The organism is Neobacillus sp. B24 (assembly GCF_055381825.1).
In genome coordinates this window covers 2331067-2352095 of record NZ_AP035777.1, presented here as the reverse complement: position 1 = coordinate 2352095, position 21029 = coordinate 2331067, and the positions used below count along the sequence as shown (strand labels likewise).

22 protein-coding genes are annotated in these 21029 nt (G+C 45.4%); 1 reads left to right on the top strand and 21 read right to left on the bottom strand.

Annotated features, from left to right (window positions below):
• Entirely contained in the window at positions 1-942 is a 942-nt protein-coding gene (locus ACZ43M_RS11640; protein WP_464507569.1) for an MBL fold metallo-hydrolase, read from the bottom strand.
• Between the two features lie 24 nt (positions 943-966).
• Complete coding sequence (locus tag ACZ43M_RS11635) at positions 967-1947, bottom strand: NADPH:quinone oxidoreductase family protein (protein ID WP_464507568.1); 981 nt, start codon at positions 1945-1947, stop codon at positions 967-969.
• Between the two features lie 181 nt (positions 1948-2128).
• Here ACZ43M_RS11635 and ACZ43M_RS11630 point away from each other — a divergent pair, with 181 nt between their 5' ends.
• Positions 2129-2731 (top strand): TetR/AcrR family transcriptional regulator, encoded by a 603-nt coding sequence (locus tag ACZ43M_RS11630; RefSeq protein ID WP_464507567.1) that lies wholly within the window; start codon positions 2129-2131, stop codon positions 2729-2731.
• 77 nt (positions 2732-2808) lie between these two features.
• Here ACZ43M_RS11630 and ACZ43M_RS11625 read toward each other — a convergent pair whose 3' ends face one another.
• The 19 genes from ACZ43M_RS11625 to ACZ43M_RS11535 all read right to left on the bottom strand — a co-directional run bounded on the left by ACZ43M_RS11625 (position 2809) and on the right by ACZ43M_RS11535 (position 21026).
• Positions 2809-4032: an ABC transporter substrate-binding protein gene (locus ACZ43M_RS11625; RefSeq protein WP_464507566.1), complete on the bottom strand. Its 1224-nt coding sequence runs from the start codon at positions 4030-4032 to the stop codon at positions 2809-2811.
• A gap of 97 nt (positions 4033-4129) precedes the next feature.
• Complete coding sequence (locus ACZ43M_RS11620; RefSeq protein WP_464507565.1) at positions 4130-4837, bottom strand: ABC transporter ATP-binding protein; 708 nt, start codon at positions 4835-4837, stop codon at positions 4130-4132.
• On the bottom strand, positions 4830-5597 hold the full coding sequence (locus tag ACZ43M_RS11615; protein ID WP_464507564.1) for an ABC transporter ATP-binding protein: 768 nt from the start codon (positions 5595-5597) through the stop codon (positions 4830-4832). Before ACZ43M_RS11615 ends, ACZ43M_RS11620 begins: the two co-directional genes overlap by 8 nt.
• 2 nt (positions 5598-5599) lie before the next feature.
• Positions 5600-6643, bottom strand: a complete 1044-nt coding sequence (locus tag ACZ43M_RS11610; protein WP_464507563.1) for a branched-chain amino acid ABC transporter permease — start codon at positions 6641-6643, stop codon at positions 5600-5602.
• Positions 6643-7509, bottom strand: coding sequence for a branched-chain amino acid ABC transporter permease (locus tag ACZ43M_RS11605; RefSeq protein ID WP_464507562.1), 867 nt, complete (start codon positions 7507-7509; stop codon positions 6643-6645). The genes ACZ43M_RS11610 and ACZ43M_RS11605 overlap by 1 nt, the downstream gene beginning before the upstream one ends.
• An 84-nt stretch (positions 7510-7593) precedes the next feature.
• Entirely contained in the window at positions 7594-9270 is a 1677-nt protein-coding gene (locus ACZ43M_RS11600) for a long-chain fatty acid--CoA ligase (protein ID WP_464507561.1), read from the bottom strand.
• Between the two features lie 26 nt (positions 9271-9296).
• Positions 9297-9902: a TetR/AcrR family transcriptional regulator gene (locus ACZ43M_RS11595; protein WP_464507560.1), complete on the bottom strand. Its 606-nt coding sequence runs from the start codon at positions 9900-9902 to the stop codon at positions 9297-9299.
• 169 nt (positions 9903-10071) lie between these two features.
• Positions 10072-11250: a thiolase family protein gene (locus ACZ43M_RS11590; RefSeq protein WP_464507559.1), complete on the bottom strand. Its 1179-nt coding sequence runs from the start codon at positions 11248-11250 to the stop codon at positions 10072-10074.
• 20 nt (positions 11251-11270) lie between these two features.
• Entirely contained in the window at positions 11271-12044 is a 774-nt protein-coding gene (locus ACZ43M_RS11585; RefSeq protein ID WP_464507558.1) for an SDR family oxidoreductase, read from the bottom strand.
• A 25-nt stretch (positions 12045-12069) separates the two neighbouring features.
• Positions 12070-13275 carry an acyl-CoA dehydrogenase gene (locus ACZ43M_RS11580; protein ID WP_464507557.1) on the bottom strand — a complete coding sequence of 402 codons (1206 nt, stop codon included), beginning with the start codon at positions 13273-13275 and terminating at the stop codon, positions 12070-12072.
• A 256-nt stretch (positions 13276-13531) separates the two neighbouring features.
• On the bottom strand, positions 13532-13930 hold the full coding sequence (locus ACZ43M_RS11575; RefSeq protein ID WP_464507556.1) for a PaaI family thioesterase: 399 nt from the start codon (positions 13928-13930) through the stop codon (positions 13532-13534).
• The gene (locus ACZ43M_RS11570) at positions 13923-14309 is read right to left on the bottom strand and encodes a PaaI family thioesterase (RefSeq protein WP_464507555.1); all 387 of its coding nucleotides are present in this window, start codon (positions 14307-14309) and stop codon (positions 13923-13925) included. The genes ACZ43M_RS11575 and ACZ43M_RS11570 overlap by 8 nt, the downstream gene beginning before the upstream one ends.
• Positions 14310-14338: 29 nt before the next feature.
• A complete protein-coding gene (locus tag ACZ43M_RS11565) occupies positions 14339-15529 on the bottom strand; it encodes a thiolase family protein (RefSeq protein ID WP_464507554.1) in 1191 nt (396 codons plus the stop codon).
• A gap of 20 nt (positions 15530-15549) precedes the next feature.
• Positions 15550-16698, bottom strand: coding sequence for an acyl-CoA dehydrogenase family protein (locus ACZ43M_RS11560; RefSeq protein ID WP_464507553.1), 1149 nt, complete (start codon positions 16696-16698; stop codon positions 15550-15552).
• A gap of 15 nt (positions 16699-16713) precedes the next feature.
• A complete protein-coding gene (locus ACZ43M_RS11555; protein ID WP_464507552.1) occupies positions 16714-18321 on the bottom strand; it encodes a long-chain-fatty-acid--CoA ligase in 1608 nt (535 codons plus the stop codon).
• 4 nt (positions 18322-18325) lie between these two features.
• Entirely contained in the window at positions 18326-19237 is a 912-nt protein-coding gene (locus ACZ43M_RS11550) for a ketopantoate reductase family protein (protein WP_464507551.1), read from the bottom strand.
• Between the two features lie 69 nt (positions 19238-19306).
• Positions 19307-20074 carry a class II aldolase/adducin family protein gene (locus ACZ43M_RS11545; RefSeq protein ID WP_464507550.1) on the bottom strand — a complete coding sequence of 256 codons (768 nt, stop codon included), beginning with the start codon at positions 20072-20074 and terminating at the stop codon, positions 19307-19309.
• Between the two features lie 104 nt (positions 20075-20178).
• Positions 20179-20580 (bottom strand): MaoC/PaaZ C-terminal domain-containing protein, encoded by a 402-nt coding sequence (locus ACZ43M_RS11540; RefSeq protein ID WP_464507549.1) that lies wholly within the window; start codon positions 20578-20580, stop codon positions 20179-20181.
• A complete protein-coding gene (locus ACZ43M_RS11535) occupies positions 20577-21026 on the bottom strand; it encodes a MaoC family dehydratase N-terminal domain-containing protein (RefSeq protein ID WP_464507548.1) in 450 nt (149 codons plus the stop codon). The genes ACZ43M_RS11540 and ACZ43M_RS11535 overlap by 4 nt, the downstream gene beginning before the upstream one ends.
• Positions 21027-21029: the final 3 nt, after the last annotated feature.

Sequence of the window (21029 nt, the reverse complement as noted above, 5' to 3'; positions counted from 1 at the left end):
TTAAATTGCTCTGTAATACCAGGTTCCGTTAATAAGGCTTTTTTGGCATTGATTGTTGTGTAATAGATATTCAAGATGGGCAATGGTTTCGCCGATCGCAAACCGGGTTTCGTGGGTGTTTAAATTTTTGAAAAGATGGCTGTTCACTTCGTAGATGTTGGCAGGATGTTTAATCGCCTCGTATGTTTGCGCTAACCGTTCCTGATGGTGGTGGAGTAATTCTTCTATTCTCTTATTTGCATTTCGAAACGGATGGCCGTGGGACGGAATGACGTAATCAGCGTTCAGTACTTTCATTTTTTCAAGAGAGTGAAAGAATGATTCAAGCGGATTGGGATCGCCTCGAAACCAGTAAGAGATGTTTGGTGATATTCTTGGCAGAATATGATCAGTAGAGAAAAGGATGCTATGTTCCTTGTTAAATAAGGTTATTAGTCCATCGGAATGGCCAGGGGTAAAAATAACTTCGTACTGTAATTTTCCAAATTGGATTACCATTCCCTCTTCAAGGTAATGATTCACTTCAGGGTATGGTTTTACTTTCGCATTAAAGCTTTTTTCATCAGTTGTTAACGCTCTGGATAAAATCTTGCCGGGAAGGCCGCAAGTATCGTAATACTCATCGGCCAACATCGCGGACTGTGGCTCCCAAACTGTTAAACCGGCAGCAGCATCTGTTTTTGTCATCCAAACCTCTGCATCTGTTAATGTTTGCAGGGTTCCGGCATAGCCGAAATGGTCCGGATGGTAATGGGTTATAATGATGTCCTTGACATCATGTTTTTCAATAATAGGCTGCCAGCTATCCCTGGACACATCAATGTTCAAACCGGCATCAATAATTGTCCAGCCCTTTTCCCCTTGGGCGAAAAAGCAATTGACATGGTTCAAGCGGAATGGCAGTGGAATGGTTACTCTTGTAACTCCGATTTCATTGAGCAATGTTGAATCACCTTTTTCGATAAATTAATGTTTGATTATCAGCTTGCCCCAGGTTTTTCTGGTTGCCAATAATTCCAAGGCTTTTGGTACTTCCTCAAAATCAAACTCTTGATAAATCAATGGTTTTATTTTTCCTTCTACGTAGAGTTTCATCAGTTCACCATGTTCTTGGGTAACTTTCTCAGGTGTTAAACGGTTGAATAGGCCCCAATGAACGCCGACAACGGAATAATTTTTTATTAAGATATGGTTGGCGGGAATATTGGGGATTTCCCCGCCGGCAAAGCCGATGACCAGAAGTCTGCCATCAAAGGCAATACATTTCCGTGACCTGTCAAACACATGCCCGCCTACCGGGTCATAAATGACATCTGCCCCATTTCCACCAGTTTCCCTTTTTACAATCTCAACAAAATCCTCCTGCAAATAATCAATGACCACATCCGCTCCCAGTTCCTTACAAATTTTCGTTTTATCCGGGCCGCCTGCTGTAGCAATCACAAATGCCCCCGCTGCTTTACCAAGCTGAATCGCTGCGGAACCGACTCCCCCAGCACCCGCATGAACAAGCAGCACTTCACCTTTCTGCAAATTGGCGCGATTATATAAGGCATAATACGAAGTATGATAGGTAATAAACAGGGCCGCGGCATCATTCCAACTCATCGATTCTGGAATGGGATAAACTAAGTTTACGGGAACTGATATGTATTCCGCCAGCCCTCCATTAGGCATCTTTGGCAGTGCCAAAACCCGCTGCCCTTCTTGGAAAGTACTGTACTGATCGGCTTTTACGACAACACCTGCAATCTCTGAACCAAACGTAAATGGCAGCGGCGGTTTTTCTTGGTATTTCCCTTGACAGAGAAGAATGTCAAAAAAATTGAGTGCCGTTGCTTTTACCTTAATTAACACTTCATTTTCCTGTTTCTCCGGCACTTCCAATTGCATGATTTTTAATACATCACGAGGTTCGCCAAGTTCTGTGACCTTCCAGCTTTTCATATGTACCCTCCAAACGGTATTTTGTTAGCATTTCCAACTATTAAAATAATACCAATTTTTAGATAATTTAACAATTGATTTATTATTTAAATTTGCGTTTAATTTTTATCCTAGACTTCTATACTATTACTCTAGCTTTTAGTATAATATTCATAAATAGCTTCATTGGAGAGGATAAAAAATGGCTTCGTTCAGAGAACAAAAAATTGCCAAGAAAAAGCGAGAGATCCTGCGTTCTGCCGCAGCTGTTCTGGCCGAAAAAGGATATCATGGCACAACAATGGAAGAAATAGCCGCCCAGCTATTAATGACGAAAGGTTCAATGTATTATTATTTTAAAAATAAAGATGATATACTTTATCATTGCCATCAAATGATTATGGAATTGAGCCTTGAAAAAATCGAGGAAGTAGCGGACAGTGATACCAATCCGATTGATAAGCTAGAGAGTGCCATTAAAGCTCACATCCTGCTATCCATTGAAGAAAAATCGATGTTTATGATTATGGATAAACCTTCGCAAAAGTTTACCGATGAACAGTTAAAAGAAGTGCTGGATGCCCAAAAAATGTATGCCCACTTTTTTGATAGGATTCTAAAAGAAGGAATACAGAAACAGGTGTTTGAGATTCAAGATATTAAAATGGTCCGGATGATTATTCTCGGTGCTTTAAACTCAATCCGGCATTGGTATAACCATGACGGCCCGCAAACTGGCGAGGAAATTGCAGAAGCCTATGCAGCAAACCTTCTTAAAATGGTTGTTAAGCCCTCCTTTTGTTGATAAAGGAGGCTTTTTTTTTCGTAAAAGTTCCCCTTGAAAACTATCATCCAAGGGGAACCAGTAATGTATTGCCGAAATTATTTTACCTTGATCGGAACAACCTTGCCGTCTTCGATTGCAGCTACTTCCAAGTCTCCGTCAAAGCCGCCGCCGGTAAATTTATCAAATTGATAGATTTTTACGTCATCCGGAACGTTATCGAGACCTTGCTGCATAGCACCGATAATTTTATCCACATCGTCCACGGAACCAGCCGCTTTCATTGCCTCCGCAAAAATATACATGCCGATGTAGTTCAAACCAGCTTCAGAACCTGGAATCTCTTTATATTTTTCTTGATACTTTTTAATGAAGCCTGGAACCGCTGGACTATTCTTGGAATCTTGCAATGGCATAACTCCAATCGCACCGTTTAGCAAATCGTAGGAACCAGTTACAGCCTTCATTTCATCAAATTTTGCCTGGTCCATTACGATAAAGCCGCCTTTAAAGCCAAGCTCACGTGCCTGCTTTGCCACTTTCGCCGTTGGCTCAGATGGTCCGCCGATAAATAATACATCTGGCTTTTCTTTCAATGCATTTGTTACGAGCGTAAAGAAATCTGTTTCCTTTGAAAAGTCAATGGCTGATTCGAATACTACCTCGCCGCCTGCTTTTTCCCAGAATGGTTTCAAGTGTCCGGCCCAGTCTTTACCGTATTGTGAAGCGGTCGGAAGAAACGCAATTTTCTTTCCGAATTTTTTCATAGAATAATCAGTAAACGGCTTCAAGTACCCATCATAACGAGGAGGGATTCGAACTGTGAGTTCGTTGCCAACTTCGGAAACTTTCGGCTCACTTGTGTAAGCGCCGATAATAAATTTATCCTGCTGCTTGTTGAATACTTGAAGGGCAAAGACACCACCGCTGTGCGGAGTAAAAATGATCGGTGTTTTGTTTTCCTGCAGAAGACGCTTGGCGTTGGCTCCTGCTTCGTTCGGTAAGTATTTGTCATCAAGTGACACGACATTAAACTTATATTTCTTGCCGCTAACTTCAATACCACCCGCACCGTTAATTTCCTCAACGGCCATCTTAACCCCGTTTAAGGTACGCTCGCCATAAAAGGCTGCTGGTCCGCTCAGCGGGCCGGTATAACCGATATTGACTGTTCCTGCTTCTTCTGTTTTGGTGTCGCCGCCACCGCCGCCAGCGGATGGTTTGGTGTTTGCCGGCTTTTCAGATGTACTGTTACATGCGGCCAAACTGAAAATCATGATGAAAATAAAACCCAACATAAATAGTGATTTCATTCGTTTCATTGGTTTTCCCCCTTTTATTATTCAAAAAAATCTTCAGAAACCGCCAGTGATGAATTCTTTGTTCATCACCCCCTTTAAAAAGACTTTGCTTTGCCTGCTAAGCCCCGATATACGCCTTTCTGACCTCATCATTGGAGAACAGCTGTGCTGATGTGCCCTCCAGGACGATCGTCCCATTTTCAAACACATAGCCTTTATCGGCAATTTTTAATGCGGCATTGGCGTTTTGCTCCGCTAGCAGTATCGTTGTCCCTTCCTTGTTAATTTTTTGGATAACCTCAAACATTTGCTCGACGATTAACGGGGCAAGACCGACCGATGGTTCATCAAGCAGCATTAACTTTGGTTTGGACATTAACGCCCTGCCGATGGCAACCATTTGCTGCTGCCCGCCGCTCAAAGAGCCTGCGGCATCGTGGCGTTTTTCTTGTAAAATTGGGAATAACTCATAGACATGTTCCAATGAATGTTTTATCTGATCCCGTTTTCGGCGGTGGACAAACGCACCCATCCGCAGGTTTTCCTCGACAGACATCGCCGGGAACAGCTTCCTGCCTTCCGGGCATTGGCCGATTCCCATTTGAACGATTTGGTCCGGCGAGCGGCGATTAATTTTATTCCCTTCAAACAAAACCTCACCAACTGCCGGCCTGTTCAATCCGCTGATTGTCCGGAAGGTGGTGCTTTTTCCGGCACCATTGGAACCCAGCAGGACGACGATTTCCCCTGCATTTACCTCAATATTAATGTCATGAACGGCGGTAAAGCTTCCGTATTTGACAGAGACATCGGTAAGTTTAAGCACTGGCACTCCCTCCCAAATAAGCTTTTATCACCATTTCATTATTTTGAATTTCCTCCGGTCTTCCTTCGGCAATTTTTTCTCCGTAGTTCAATACCATGATTTTATCGGCGATTTTCATAATCATTTGCATCTTGTGTTCAATCAGACACACGGTAATCCCTTTGTTAACCATCTTTTTCATTAACTGCGCCAGACCTTCCGTTTCATCGGGATTTACCCCTGCCGCTGGTTCATCCAAAAAGACAATTTCCGGGTCAGTTGCCAGGGCTAGGGCAAACGCAGTCCGTTTTTTCTCCTCCTGGGTTAACCCTGCGACCGGTTTATGGGCGATATGCTCCAGGTCGACAAACTCCAATACTTCCATCGCCTTCTCGCGGCACTGGGCCTCTTCCCGTTTTAAACGCGGCGTTCTTAAAATCGCGTCAACCAGGGTAGACTTTGTTCTGAGCCGATGGCCTACGATGACGTTGTCCAAAACTGTGGATTGCTCAAACAAATTGGTCGTTTGAAACGTCCGTGCTACTCCAAGCTCGGCAATTTTATTAGAAGGCAGTTTGGTGATATCCTGTCCCTTGAAAATAACCTGTCCTGAGGTCGGAGGATGAAAACCGCTGATCAGGTTGAAAAAGGTAGATTTACCAGCACCGTTAGGTCCAATGATGGCATTGATTTTTCCTTGCTCTATGGCAAAATCCACATTGTTAACGGCCACGAGCCCGCCGAATCTTTTCGTTAGCTGTTTTGTTTCTAAAAAAATCATTCCTAGCCCTCCTTTACCTGTTTTTCAGGAACAATCTCGCTTTGGGTGTAGGAATCATTCCTGCCGCGGCTAGTCCTTCCTTGATAGTTCGGATATTTTTTCAGCTTGCGGTTCATATTCCAGGTTGCCACTGCTCCGACAATTCCGCGCGGGGCAAAAATAATCAGGAGTGTTAACGCAGGACCGAAAATCAGCATCCGGTACTGCTGGAAGTCCTGCAGTAACTGAGAGAGCCACACAATTATAAGGGTACCAACGATTGGGCCGCTAAGTGTGCCAATTCCCCCTACGAGCAGGTAGGTCAGTAAATCAAAAACGATATTCGTTGATCCAATGTCCGGCCCGATAAAGCGCACAAATGAGGCATAAAGGGCACCAGACAGGCCAGCAAAAGCCGTCGATAATACAAACACCGTTAATTTATTTGTTTTCGTTGAGATACCAATTGTCTGGGCCAAATCCTCACTATTGCGGATGGCGATGTACGTTCTCCCGGATAAGGAGTGAACAATACGATACATGATTAACACGACCAAGAGTAAGAAAAACAATACAAAGTAATAATGTGATTTTTCCGTTTCAAAGGTGATTGGCCCAATTGGTGCCGGGGCAGGAATTCCGATTAAACCGCGCACACCCTCTGTTAAACTTTCCCATTTATCAATCACAAGATAGATAATATATCCCAAGCAAAGTGTATAGATAGCAAAAAAGTGCTCTTTCGTCCTTAACGCAACCACACCGACTACCAGACCAATACAACAAGTAATGACTATAGATAGTACGAGAGCAAGCCAAAAGTTCATTTGCGCTTTGACCGTTAACAAGCCGAGAGCGTATGCGCCAATCGCAAAGAATCCTGCATGGGCCAGAGATAGGTATCCAGTATATCCTGCAAGTAAATTAAGACCATACACACCAATTATCCAAATAAATGATAGGGTCATGACGTGAATCATGTAGGTGTTTGAAGTCATCATCGGAAAGGCGACCGAAAACAGAATCAGGACAATGATCACGTTTCGTTTGTTTAAAACATTTGTCATCAATGGCTGCCCCCTTTCGAAAACAGGCCGGTTGGTTTAACGGTTAAAATCAGCACTAGGAAAAGAAAGGCAATAATATCCTTGTAGTCATTCGAGATATAAGTAGCTCCCAAACTTTCACTGAAGCCGACAATATAACCCCCGACAATTGCTCCCGGAATACTGCCCATCCCCCCAAGAATAATAATGACGAAAGCTTTTAAAATAACGAGGTGTCCCATTCCTGGAAATACGAGATTAATTGGTGCTGACAGAGACGAGGCAATCGCTGCCAGTCCTCCGGAAATCATGAATGTCAGCATCGCCACCTTATTGGTATTAATCCCGACCAAGTTGGCCCCCTCGCGGTTTTGCGACATCGCAATAATGGTCGCACCGGTAAAGGTTTTTTTCAGGAATAGATATAAAATAATCATGACGACTACCGCAGCAACGACAATCAGAATTCGCTGCATCGTTAAGGTAAGACCAAAAATTTCAACGATTTGCCCGTATGGAGTCGGCATACTTTGATATTCCGCTCCCCAGTAAAATTGGGCGAAAGCTTCAAGAAACAAGAGTATCCCAATGGCGGCAATTTTATCGTGAATCGGCGGCGCCTCGCGAAGTGGATGGAAGACAAATCGTTCCATCAACACGCCGAGAAGTCCAACTACGATAATTGACACAAAAATCGCCAGCCAATAATGCAGCCCAAATCTTGTCATCATCGTCAAGGTTATGTATCCGCCCATCATGTACAAAGCTCCATGAGCAAAGTTTGGAATGTGCAGGATTCCATAGACCAGCGTTAATCCTAGGGCTACAAGGGCGTACACACTTCCAATGGTAAGGCCATTAAATAGTTGCTGAATGAGAATCTCCATAGCTTCCCCCTTTAAAACTTGTCCTTTTTTCCGATGGAGCCGTCCTTGATGGATCGCAGGGACGACTCCCATGACTCTATACATTTACTGAACTTTATTTTCTACCTTTTGCTTTTCCTCTTCTTGGAGGTTTCGCCATAAAATTTTACCGCTGGACGTCATTGGGAATGACTTTCTAAATTCAATGAATCTAGGATATTTGTAAGCGGCCATATGTTCCTTGGACCATTCAATAATCTCTTCTGCCGTTACTTTTCCTTCGTAACCTTCATTTAAGATCACAAAGGCTTTAACCGTTTCCCCTCGTCTTGGGTCAGGTACACCAACGACACAGGCTTGCTGAATTGCCGGATGCTTGTAAAGGTAGGACTCTACTTCTGTCGGCCAAACCTTGAAGCCTGAGGCATTGATCATGCGTTTGACCCGATCAACAATGAAGAAATAGCCATCTTCATCATAGCGGCCGATATCGCCGGTTCTGAAGTATTTCTTCCCGTCCAACTCAATGAACGAGCTTCGGTTTTCATCATCGCGGTTATAATAACCAACCATGACCTGTGGACCATTCACGATAATTTCGCCGATTTCGCCTACGCCCAGTTCTTTACCTGTTGCCGGTTCTATTACCCTAGCATCCACATCAAATGCCGGTACACCCAGACATTGCATTTTAGGACGGTTTGGCGGATTAAAGTGGGTCTGGGAAATCGTCTCCGAAAGTCCATAGCCTTCGACAAATTTCAATCCAGTAAGGTTGAATAATTTTTCACCAACTGCTTCTGGCAGTGCGGCACCGCCGCCGGAAAGCGAGGTAAGCGACGCAATATCCTCTGCCTTCAGATTCGGATTGGCAAGGAAGTCGACTATCATCGTGGCAATGGTCACCCAATGGGTACAACCCAGATTTTTTATCAATTGTACCGCTGCATCACGGTTCCATCGTGTTAAAATGACCATCGGGCTGCCACTGTAAATCGGCATGAGCATGCTGTGCACCATTCCCGTCACATGGAAAAGCGGCAGTGTCATCAGATGAATGTTATTTGGCGTGGATGACGACCAGTGATATGCCCCGACAACGTTGGCATTTACCGTCCTGTTACTGTGCATACAGCCTTTTGGTAGACCTGTTGTTCCTGAAGTATATGGAAAAACGGCCAGGTCATCTGCTTTCGCTGTGTGCTCGGAAGGTTGTAAATTGGCTTGTATCGCTTCACGCCAGTAATAATGATTAGGTTCATTGAAGACAACTCTAGGGAGCTCTACTTCCTTTGGCAGCATGGACTCAAAGCCTTCCCCTTTGTAGTCGGAGTAGGCAGCCAATAGCAAGTTCTGCAGAGAAGTTTGTCCCAATAGCGGTTGAACACGGTCGTATAATTCCTGTCCGGCAATCGCTGTCTTAATTTCACAGTCACGAACATAGAATTCAAGTTCATTGGCAACCAGCATCGGGTTGATTGGGACGACGATGGCATTAGCCCTTAAGATTGCATTGAAGCCAATCACAAATTGCGGCGAGTTTTGCATGAACAGCAGGACTTTGTCACCTTTTTTGACACCCAGTTTATGCTCCAGGTATCCCGCCAGGGCATTTACTTCTTCATCCAATTGCTGGTAGGTTAAGGTGTTTCCGTAATAAAAAATGGCTGTTTGGTCAGGGTAACGGCTTGCCGAGACCTTGAGGTTATCGTAAAGAGAGGTTGCTGGTACTTTTAAAGATTTAGAGATTTTTGGCCAGTGTTCAAAATGAAGAGTTAACACAAATGATCTCTCCTTTTAGTAGATTGCTAGGCATTTGCTTCAGTAATATTGCAGTTGGAAACGCTGTCATTTTGGGAAATCCCGTTTAAGATTAGTTCAAGGAAGATCTCCACTACCTTGTCTTCGGAAACTTCACCATCCGGATTGAACCAGTAGTAGCTCCAGTTGGTAATGCCAAGGATACCCATTGTTAAAATATCGGGCCGGAACCCCTTTTTTATTTCTCCCCGTTCGCAAGCTTCTTCAATAAATTTTTGTACGTTTAAGCGAAACAGCTTGCGTTTTTCCTTTATTTCTTTTACATTGCTTTCGCTTAAATGCCGCATTTCTCTTGTGAAAATTCGGGCACTGCGCAGCTCGCCCCTAATATTGTGAATGAGCAAATAAACAATCTCATAAAGCTTCCTGACAAAATCATAATCAGGATTTAACAATATTTCCTCCTGCCGTTTGATCAGCCCCTCAATGTACTGCAAATGGATTTCCTTCAGAAGCTCCTCTTTACTGTTGAAGTAATAGTAAAAAGTCCCCTTCGTTACACCCATCATCTGTACAATATCCTGGATCGAAGTCGACTTAAACCCATTCCGATCAAACAACAGGATACCCGCCTCCATTAATTTCTGCTTCATAGGACAATTCCTTTCAGCCTGATCCATCGTGGCGCCCGGGTTTGGAGGGTTTTCACCATATATAAGGGGTGGAGTCAGCAAATGGTGCCTGACACCATTACTCACCTTACCACCTTATCATTGCTGAAAATTCCGGATTTGGACACCGGGCACCGCGATTTCTTCTTGGTTATTCGCGCTCGATGATGGTAGCGATACCTTGGCCGCCACCGATGCATGCGGTGATGAGTGCGTATCTTCCACCACTGCGTTTTAGTTCATAGCAGGCTTTGGTGATCAGGATGGCGCCAGTAGCTCCGAGCGGGTGTCCGTGTGCGATGGCTCCACCGTTTACATTGACTTTGTCCATATCCATTTCTAGCTCACGGTTACAAGCGATGACTTGTGCGGCAAAGGCTTCGTTGATTTCGATTACGTCCATGTCACTTACACTCAATCCCGATTTCTCCATCACCTTACGGACGGCTGGAACCGGACCGATTCCCATGATATTCGGGTCTACCCCGGCAACGGCGAATTGTCGTACCACCGCAAGTGGAGTTAGATTTAATTCTTCGGCTTTTTCCCTCGACATGATCACCAGGGCTGCTGCCGCATCATTTAGGCCAGAGCTGCTGCCTGCGGTTACCGTGCCGCCCTGAAGGAAGGCTGGGGGCAGCTTTGCCAGTGCTTCAAGGGTTGTTTGCGGTCTTGGATGTTCGTCTATTTTGAAAACAATCGGCTCACCTTTTCTAACCGGGATGCTAATTGGCACAATTTGCTCGTCAAAGTGTCCCTCTTCCATAGCCGCTGCCATCCGCTGCTGGCTTCTTAACGCAAATTCATCCTGCTCTTCTCTCGTAATATTGTATTTTTTTACGAGATTCTCAGCGGTGATGCCCATTGGCGGATCACCGATCTCCTTTGGTGACAGCTGCGATTTTTTAAAGCTTGGCGGCGCTGCGCTATAGGGCTTTTCCGGCCGTTCCATTAAATAAGGAGCACGGCTCATGCTTTCCACTCCGCCGGCTACAAAGATGTCGCCATCTCCGGCGCGAATCGCCTGGGCAGCCAAATTCACGGCATTAATTCCTGAACCGCATTGGCGGTCGACCGTTACACCGGGGATATCGATCGATAACCCCGTCTGCAAAGCTGTTAATCTAGCAATATTTCCACCACCTGATAAGACATTTCCAAAAATAACGTCATCGATCATTTCCGGTGATATTTTTGCTCTGTTTACCGCCTCTTTGATCACTTCAGCGCCAAAAACGTGGGCCGGAACACTTGCCAGCGCACTTCCCTGCCGGCCAATCGCGGTTCTGACAGCCGAAACGATAACTGCATCTCTATTGCTCAAGTTCATTCCTCCTTAAAATTAAAAAACTACATCGCGTGCGCGCCACCATCTACAACCACAATATCCCCAGTCACAAAATCCGAAGCAGCCGATGCCAGGAATACGGCAACACCCTTAATGTCGGTATCCGAACCAAACTTGCGCAGCGGAGTGCCTTCCAGAATCGCGGCACCGCCTTGGTCAAGCAAGCCTTTGGACATTTTCGTCGGGAAGAAGCCCGGAGCAATTGCATTTACATAGATTCCGTGCTGGCCCCATTTCACTGCCAAGTCCTTTGTAAACGTGACAACGGCACCCTTGCTGGCGTTATAGCCAATTGCGTTCATGTACTTCGGATTCGAGCCCTGCAAGCCGGCAACAGAGGCAATATTGATAATCTTGCCGCCCTTTTGTTCAATCATTACGCGGCCAACTGCCTGTGACATCAAGAACGTTCCCGTCACGTTTACGTTCATTACCTTATACCACGCGTCAAGCGGCATTTCTTCTACAGGAGCGCCCCAAGAAGCACCGCTGTTGTTGACAAGAATGTCTATGCGTCCGAATTTCTCCATCGTTTTCTCGACAACATTGCGAACATCATCCGGGTTCGATACATCACATTTGAATGCGAGGCTTTCGACCCCAAGCTTTTTCAATTCTTCACTAACTTCCTGACAAGCTTCCAATCTACGAGAACAGACAACCACATGGGCACCCGACTCGGCAAACCCTTCGGCGATTTGCTGTCCCAGACCGCGTCCGCCGCCGGTTACAATCGCCACTTTTCCTGTAAGATCAAACAGTTGGTTAATATGCATCCACAAATCCTCCTATTTCCAAACCTTAACGGTATTTTTTCAATTCATATCTGGCAATCGCGCGCTTGTGGACCTCATCCGGACCATCAGCTAAACGCAATGTACGGATATTCGCCCAACTGGCTGCAAGTGGTGTGTCTTCGCTGACACCTGCTGCACCAAAGGCTTGGATCGCCCGGTCGATAATCTTTAATGCCATATTAGGAGCAATCACTTTAATCATGGCAATTTCGCCCTTAGCTTCTTTATTGCCGACAGTATCCATCATATAGGCAGCCTTCAACGTCAACAGGCGTGCCTGTTCGATTTCCATTCTTGCTTCCGCAATCCATTCTTGGATAACACCCTGATCGGCAAGCTTTTTGCCAAAGGCCACACGGCTCTGAACGCGCTTACAGAGTAACTCAAGCGCACGTTCAGCGGCACCGATTGTTCTCATGCAGTGATGGATTCGTCCTGGTCCAAGACGGCCTTGGGCAATAGCAAAGCCTTTGCCTTCATCCCAAAGCATATTAGAAGCAGGTACGCGGACATTATTATATTCTATCTCGGCATGGCCATGTGGGGCATGGTCATAACCAAAGACTGGAAGAACTCGCCTAATTGTTACCCCTGGAGTATCCAGTGGAACAAGAATCATCGATTGCTGCTCGTGTGTCGGAGCATTCGGGTCGTTTTTCCCCATGACAATCGCAATTTTACAGCGCGGGTCGCCAGCACCTGATGACCACCATTTCGTGCCGTTGATGACATACTCATCACCATCACGGATAATACTAGCTTCAATATTAGTCGCATCAGAGGAAGCTACATCCGGCTCTGTCATCGAGAAGCAGGAACGAATCTCACCGTTTAATAATGGCTTCAGCCATTTTTCCTTATGCTCCTCGGTACCATAACGGACAATAACCTCCATATTCCCGGTGTCAGGTGCGGCACAGTTGAACACCTCCGGAGCGATAGAAGAACGGCCCATGATTTCGCATAACGGCGCATATTCGAGATTAGTTAACCCGGCACCATATTCACTCTCTGGTAAAAATAAATTCCACAATCCAGCCTGTTTGGCTTTTTCTTTTAATTCATCCATGATTGGCGGAACCTTGGAAAATGGATCGTTCTTATCAATCTGGTCATGATACACTTGCTCATTTGGATAAACATACTCTTCCATAAATTGGTTCAGCTTGTTTTGCAACTCTACTACCTTATCGGAATAACTAAAATTCATCTTTATCCACTCCTCTTATGACTCAACATACTAACTAGTTAGTATGTGAATAACCCTATAATATTAGAAATTTTTAGAATATTCAACATACAAATTTTCGTCATTTTTTTCATAGGTATAGTAAAAACATATTAAATCTACGAGACTCTAAACCTGCCCTTCTAAGCTCGGACAATATCGCCTATTAAAGCTATATTAAAGTATTATTATTTTTTAAATTTTTTATAAAATTTATTTCCATACTAACAAAACTCTTTCATCTGGCAATCTTATAGACGCCTGTTCCCTTGGCAATTAGCCGCTGGTGATCATCGACTATTACTGCCTCAATTGTCGCCAGCTTATAACCCTGCTGCAGCACCTTTGCCCGCGCATACAGGTTACCTGACACAGACTTGGCAAAATAGTGCACATCCAAATTCACTGCACTAACCTGGGTTTGGTAGAGGCTGCGTAACACCACAGAAGAGACTGCATCCAGCATCGAGGCATGGACACCGCCATGAAGTGTTTTGTTTGTATTTAGCAAATCTTGTTTTAACGGCAGCTTTAGAACCATTTCCTTGCCTTCTTCCTCGACAATTTCAAACCCAAGATGCTGATAAAATGGATTACCTTCGAGTATTCTAGTTAGCTCTGATTGCAAGTTAATCAATCTCCTCCCTCCTTATGTCTTCGCGGGGAGTTGCCTTAAAAGTGCCGATTCCCTTGGCAACCAGCTCACGATTGTGATCGTAAATCATCCCTTCCGCCGTTACATATTTTCCTTCCTGTTTCAATATGTTTGTTTCGGCATGGTAAGCTTCCTTTGGCGAGAGATCTAGATAGGAACAATTCAGATTAATCGTTGCCGCAAATGAGTTTGTCGCAAACGAGATGGTTGCTCCCATGGTGATATCGAGCATTGTTGAAAAAACGCCAGGATGAATACTTCCGTCATCCTGCAGCAAATGCTGCTGCAAGGGCAAATCCAGCTGGAACCTATCGGTGATGGCGCTGTTAAAGCCCATGTACTCAAAAAATGTTGATTTCATTTCAGGCGTTCTCACAGGCAATTTCCTTTCTATTCTTCTATTAATTCGACCATGATGGCCATTCCCTGGCCTCCGCCTATACATAGAGTGGCAATTCCCCGCTTTTCCCCGCGGCGGATCATTTCATAAATCAGGGTGGTCATGATTTTGGCCCCGGTAGCCCCAAGTGGATGCCCAAGCGCAATCGCACCGCCGTTAACATTAACAGTCCTTGGATCAAGCTTTAGTTCCCGAATGACAGCCAGTGCTTGAGAAGCAAATGCCTCATTGAGTTCAATTAAACCGACGTCAGCCAATGTTAGTCCTGTACGTTGGAGCAATTTTTTCACTGCAGGAACCGGACCAATTCCCATTACCTCAGGAGAAACACCGGCCGCGGCCCAATCCACGATTCTTGCCAGAGGCTTTAATCCTAGCTTTACGGCATGTTGATTCGACGTTAAAACCATTGCGGCAGCGCCATCATTCCGACCGCAGGCATTTCCGGCAGTAACACTGCCATTTTCTTTAAAAACCGGCCGCAGTTTACGCAGCGCCTCCAGAGTGGTTTCCGGTCTTGGATGTTCATCCTGTGTAACGAGTACGGAACCCTTTTTTCCTTTCACCTCGACTGGCACGATTTCTTCGACAAAGCGCTTTTCGCTGATTGCGACAGCAGCACGCCGCTGGCTTTCTAATGCAAAGACGTCTTGGTCTTCACGAGAAATTGAAAATCGCTCAGCTACGTTTTCGGCGGTAATTCCCATACCAAGCCCGCTGCCGTAAATCTCCTGCGGCTGCTGCCCTGCCTCCGTATTGGAATCAACCAACTTGGGATTGTCCCCGCCAAAACGGGAGTTTCTCAGATAAATAGGCGCATTGCTCATGCTTTCTGTTCCTCCAGCAACAACAATTTCTGTCTGGCCGAAGGCAATTTGCTGAGCTGCAGAGGCAACTGCCTGCATCCCAGATGCACAAAGGCGATTAATTGTAAATGCCGGTGCAGTTTCCGGGACCCCTGCCCGCAAAGCTGCCACCCTGGCAACATTTGAGGATTCCGTCGATTGCCGCACCTCTCCTAAAATTACCTCATCCACCTGTTCAGGTGTGATTCCAGCCCGGGTAATCGCCTCCTTGATGGCGATTGCGCCCAATTGGCCAGAGTTAAGACTCTTAAGGGCGCCGCCATATCTTCCGACGGGCGTCCGGACTGCGCTTAAAATCACGATATCGTCCTGCATCAAACTCCTCCTTTATCAAATTAGCTATATTCTTTTTCCAGCTGGGCGGCAATAATGTTTTTCTGGATTTCCGAGGTGCCCTCATAAATTCTCGTAATCCGCGCGTCACGATAGAAGCGTTCAATCGGGTAATCGGCAATATAGCCAATTCCGCCGTGAACCTGTACCGCCTTATCGGCAACGCGGTTATAAACTTCGGAGCCATAAAGCTTCAGCATCGCCGCTTCCTTGATGACCTTCATCCCCTGGTCGACCATCCAGGCAACCCGGTAGGTAAATGAACGCAGCGCCTCAATCTCCACAGCCATTTCCGCCAGCATGTGGCTGACAGCCTGATTTTTGATAATCGGTTTGCCGAACTGGATCCGCTCCATCGCGTACCTCGTTGTCATGTCGAGCAGCTTTTGACAGGATCCCAGATTTCGAGAAGCTAGGCCAGCACGGCCATTGGCCAAGATTTTTAATGCATTAACGTAGCCCTGTCCTTCAACCCCAAGCACATTCTCCACCGGAACCTCGCAATCTTCAAAAATCAATTCTGCCGAATGCGAGCCGCGCAGACCCATTTTTTTTTCAATCGCTCCGACCTTAAAGCCGGGGAAATCTTTTTCAACAATAAATGAAGTAATTCCCTTGGCTCCTTTTTCCGGGTCGGTGACCGCCATTACAGTGAAGACACTTGCCTCAGTGGCATTGGTAATATAATGCTTTAAGCCATTTAAAATGTATTTGTCACCCTTTCTGACGGCAGTGGTTTTTAAATTGGCGGCATTGGACCCAGCCTCAGGCTCTGTCAATGCAAATGCACCAATTTTCTCACCGCTCGCCATATCAGGCAAATACTTACGCTTTTGCTGTTCATTGCCCATTTCGACAATTCCAACACTGCCAATTCCGGTATGGGCGCCAATCAGCGTCGTATAGCCATTATGGGTTTGGCCGATTTCCTCGTACAGCGCGCATTTGCCTACCATACCAATCCCAAGACCGCCATATTCCTCAGCGATGCTTAACCCAAACAGGCCCATTTCCTTCGAGAGATGAATTATTCTTTCGGGAATTTGGTTGTCGTCCTCAATCTGCATTGCAACCGCTTCGACTTCTGTTTGAATAAATTCTCTGACATTCTTTTTTAAAAAAAGAATATCTTCATCTAATTCGAAGTTCATTACTGGATTCCCCCCTTATGCCTTAGTCTTTTTCGTAGATTCTTCCACCAAGATCCGCTTTAATAGCTTTCCAACCGAATTTCGCGGCAGAGCGTCCCTTATTTCAAACACCTTTGGTACCTTGTAGCGGGTTAAATGCCGTTGACAATGGTCGCGTAATTCATCAAAATCAATGTCACAATCAGGTTTGGGAACAATAAATGCTGTGACCACTTCTCCAATTTCCCGGTCCGGTATCCCAACAACGGCTGCCTCCAACACCGCAGGATGTGCATACAAAACACCCTCCACTTCCTGAGGATAGACATTAAAACCGCCAACGAGGATCATCTCTTTTTTCCGGCCGACAATATAGAAATACCCTTCTTCGTCCATCATCGCTAAGTCACCGGTATAAAACCAGCCATCCTTAAGAGCATTCTTTGTTTCTTCCGGCTTATTCCAATAGCCGAGCATCACCTGCGGCCCTCTAATCAACAGCTCACCGACCGCTTTTTCCGGAACATCCTCGCCGTTATCATCGACAATCCGGCAGTCTGTCTTTGGCAGCGGGATTCCGATGCTGCCTATTTTTGAGACGCCATCAGGCGGATTACGGTGGGTCGTGGGTGACGTTTCCGACAGGCCATAGCCCTCACCTACCGTCACTCCGGTTAAGCGTTCGAACTTCTTCATAATTTCAATTGGCAGCGGCGCAGAACCGCTCGTGCACATTTTAAAACACGTCAAGTTATAGCTTTCAATATCGTGATAATGAGCGAACGCATGATACATTTTCGGAACACCAGGGAAGATGGTCGGTTTATACATCTGTATCTGCTGCAGGACCTTTTCCACCTCAAATTTGGCCACTAACAAATTCGTCGCTCCAATGTAAATGCTCAGATTCATCCCGCTCGTCATTCCATAGACATGATAGAGCGGTGTGGCTGTAAGGATGGTTTCTGCCCCTTCCAGCATGCGCTTACCATAAAGCGCTTTGCTTTGCATGACATTGGCCACTAAATTATAGTGGGTCAGCATCGCACCCTTCTTTTTCCCAGTCGTGCCGCCGGTATATTGAATGACGGCAATATCTGTCACTGCCTGAATGGAGTATGTATCCTCCAAAGGGACGGCATTTTGTATTAATTCCGGCAGACCAGGATAGCCGGTACCATTAGCTGTTACGAAAATTTCTTTAAATGAGTAGTCTTTTATCCCTGTCACTTTTTCAAGGCATTCAGGCTCTGTGACCAAATAATTCACGCTGGCATCATTGAAAATTTCGAGCAGCTCTCTTGCAGTATAATGTGGGTTGATTTGTACAATCATCATGCCAAGCTTCAAGGCCGCATAATAGGAAACCACATATAGCGGGTCGTTTGACACCATTAAGCCAAGGCGTTCGCCTTTTGCGGCACCGCGCTGTTTCCAAGCTGCCGCAAGCCTATCAACCATATTTTTTAATTGAAAATAGGAAATTTGTTGGTTTTCAAAAATGATCGCGATGTGCTCCGGATATTTTTCTGCTGTAGTATCCAAAATGGAATAAAGGCTAGTTTCCGGGATGTCGAAATCATGAGGCATCGATGATGGGTATACTGTCATCCATGGACGTTCCTGTGGTACATGCAAACTCATCACCTCAATTCCTTGTTGTTTGATAGCTTAATAGATGATAGACGGTTTCAAGGACTGGTGTCCCAACGTTTAATGCTTTGCCCTTTTTAACGATATATCCTGCAATGGATTCCAATTCGAGCGGGTTTCCTTTTAGCTTATCCTGCAGCATGGAGGTGTGGTGATCCTTCGCCAGCTGACCTTGGGCTAAAATACTCTCGTAAAAATTGTCCTCGACTTCAATCCCGCTTGCTTGGGCAACCGCAATTGCCTCTTGGCAAATTTTAACCGCCGCCGCATATAAGCCCGCATCCTTATAAATGGCACCAACCTTCTCCTCAATCAGGGCAGTTAACGGATTAAACGTGACATTCCAGAGCAGCTTATTCCATTTGATTTTAAAAATATCTCGGGTTGGAAAGGCCTCAATTCCTGCTTCTGTAAATAATGAGGCTAGTTCCGCAGCTTTAGGTGCTTGGCCGCTGTCGATGGACCCAATTACCAGCTTTGGCGGCAGGCCGATTCTTTTGACTGCACCGGATTCCGTAACATGTGCCTGAATATAGGCTGCTGCCGATAATATACGCTGTTTTCCAAACACATCTGCGAGAATTTCTTCATTATCAACTCCATTTTGCAAAGTTATAACGAGACAAGATTCTTTTAGTATAGGACGCAGGTGCATCGCCACCTCTGCCGTGGCAATACCTTTGACACAAAACAGCAGCAGGTCAACCTCGGAAAAATCCTGATATTGGTTGGTGAATGAACCGTGGACAGTGAAGGATTCATCACCTGCCTCAACAGTTAACCCCTTCTCCTGCATTCTGAGTAAATTGCTGCCTCTTGCGAAAAATACCACTTCGTTTCCAGCTTTTTTTAAAAAACCTCCAAAATAACCGCCGACCGCGCCGGTTCCGGCCACTCCAATTTTCACGTTGTGTTCCTCCAGTTACATATGTAGTCGGTCCAAAAAGATGCTTATCTTCCTTTTGGACCTATTAGATTAATCTAATAAATCTGGCTGTTCCTTCACAATCCTGTTCCATAATGGCTGGAATTGGAACCAGCCTGCGTCGGAGGTCCCGACTGTGTCATAGGTTGCCTGGGCATCTTCATCACCAATGATAACCGGCTTCCCGACACTTTCGGCCAACAGCTGAGCCTGGCAGGAGCGCTCCATGGTGATAAACCACCATGCCGCTTCATCGACAGACTTGCCTACCGTCAACAGCCCGTGATTCCGAAGGATACAAGCCTTTTTGTCACCGAGGGCAACACCAATGCGCCGACCTTCTTCGATGTCTTTAACCACTCCGTTAAAGTCATCATACAGGGAATGATCCTGATAAAAAGCGCAGGCATCCTGGGTAATAGGGTTAATTAAGCGGCCAAGTGAAGACCATGATTTCCCGTAAACGGAATGGGCATGGGCAGCAGCAATAATGTCAGGGCGGGCTTGGTGGACTTGCGAGTGAATCGCAAATGCTGCCCTGTTGACGGGGTAATTTCCTTCCACGACCACTCCATCATGGTTACATAGGATTAAATCAGAGGCTTTGATTAGGCTAAAATGCATGCCAAATGGATTCACCCAGAAATGGTCCTTATGTTCCGGATCGCGGGCAGTGATATGGCCAGCGACACCTTCATCAAAGCCAAACTTTGAAAACAAGCGGAAGGATGCAGCCAATTTTTGTTTCAAATGGAGCCGTTCTTCTTCAACTGATGCAAAAACAGGAGGCTTGTAACTCAATTTCATCTTTACTGTCATACAATCATCCCCTATATTCTGCTTTATAGTAAGAAACCCAGCATTAAGAGGGGGTTCCTTCCATCGTGCCGGGTTTTATTTTTACAATTAAGCTGTCATTCTTGTTAGTAAAGTTGATACACTACCTCGCCTTTTAAAACATCCTTTTCATGCTGGTTTACAGCACGGACTTGAAAACGAAGGTCATTTCCTTCCTTTTCAACCAATGTCGCTTTAAGGGTGACGACATCATTTAAAAAGACCATCCCTCTAAAGCGAATTGAGTAATCCTTAACAAAACCTTCCTCATAAAACTCTGTGAACAGCTTGGCCAGATTGCCCATTGTCCACATACCATGTGCGATTATTCCCGGAAGTCCTGCTTTAGTTGCTTCCTCATCAATGGTATGAATTGGATTAAAGTCGCCCGAGGCGCCGGAATACTTAATCAGGTCCATCCTGGATACAGGCGCTAAATGAATTTCCTTAACACTTTCGCCTTTCTGTAACACTGCAAGAGAACTCATTTTGTTAACACCTTCCTTACCGCTTCAGAAATAACGACTGTTGAACTGGATGTGAAAATCTTCTTTCCTTCACTATCTACACCTACATTTTCCATTACCAAAAAGCCCATTTCCCCAAAATTACCTTTTTTCTCAAAGTAATTTTTCACTTGGGAATAACAATAAACCTCTTCGCCGACATATAGCGGGCGTTCATATTGAAAGGATTGCTCCCCATGAATCAAGCCTTTATTCGGCAGATGCAAGCCTTCAATCACGCCGTAATCAAACACCCTTGGAAATGTTGGTGGAGCAATATTCTTTTGATAGCGGGAAAGCCGGCCGGTAGTTTCATCGAAATAGATTGGATGAAGGTCACCAATGGCTTCAGCAAATTTCTTAACCGCACCGCGTTCAACTACGTTTTTGACTTTATCCGATTGCTTGCCAATTTGATCTTTGAACATGAT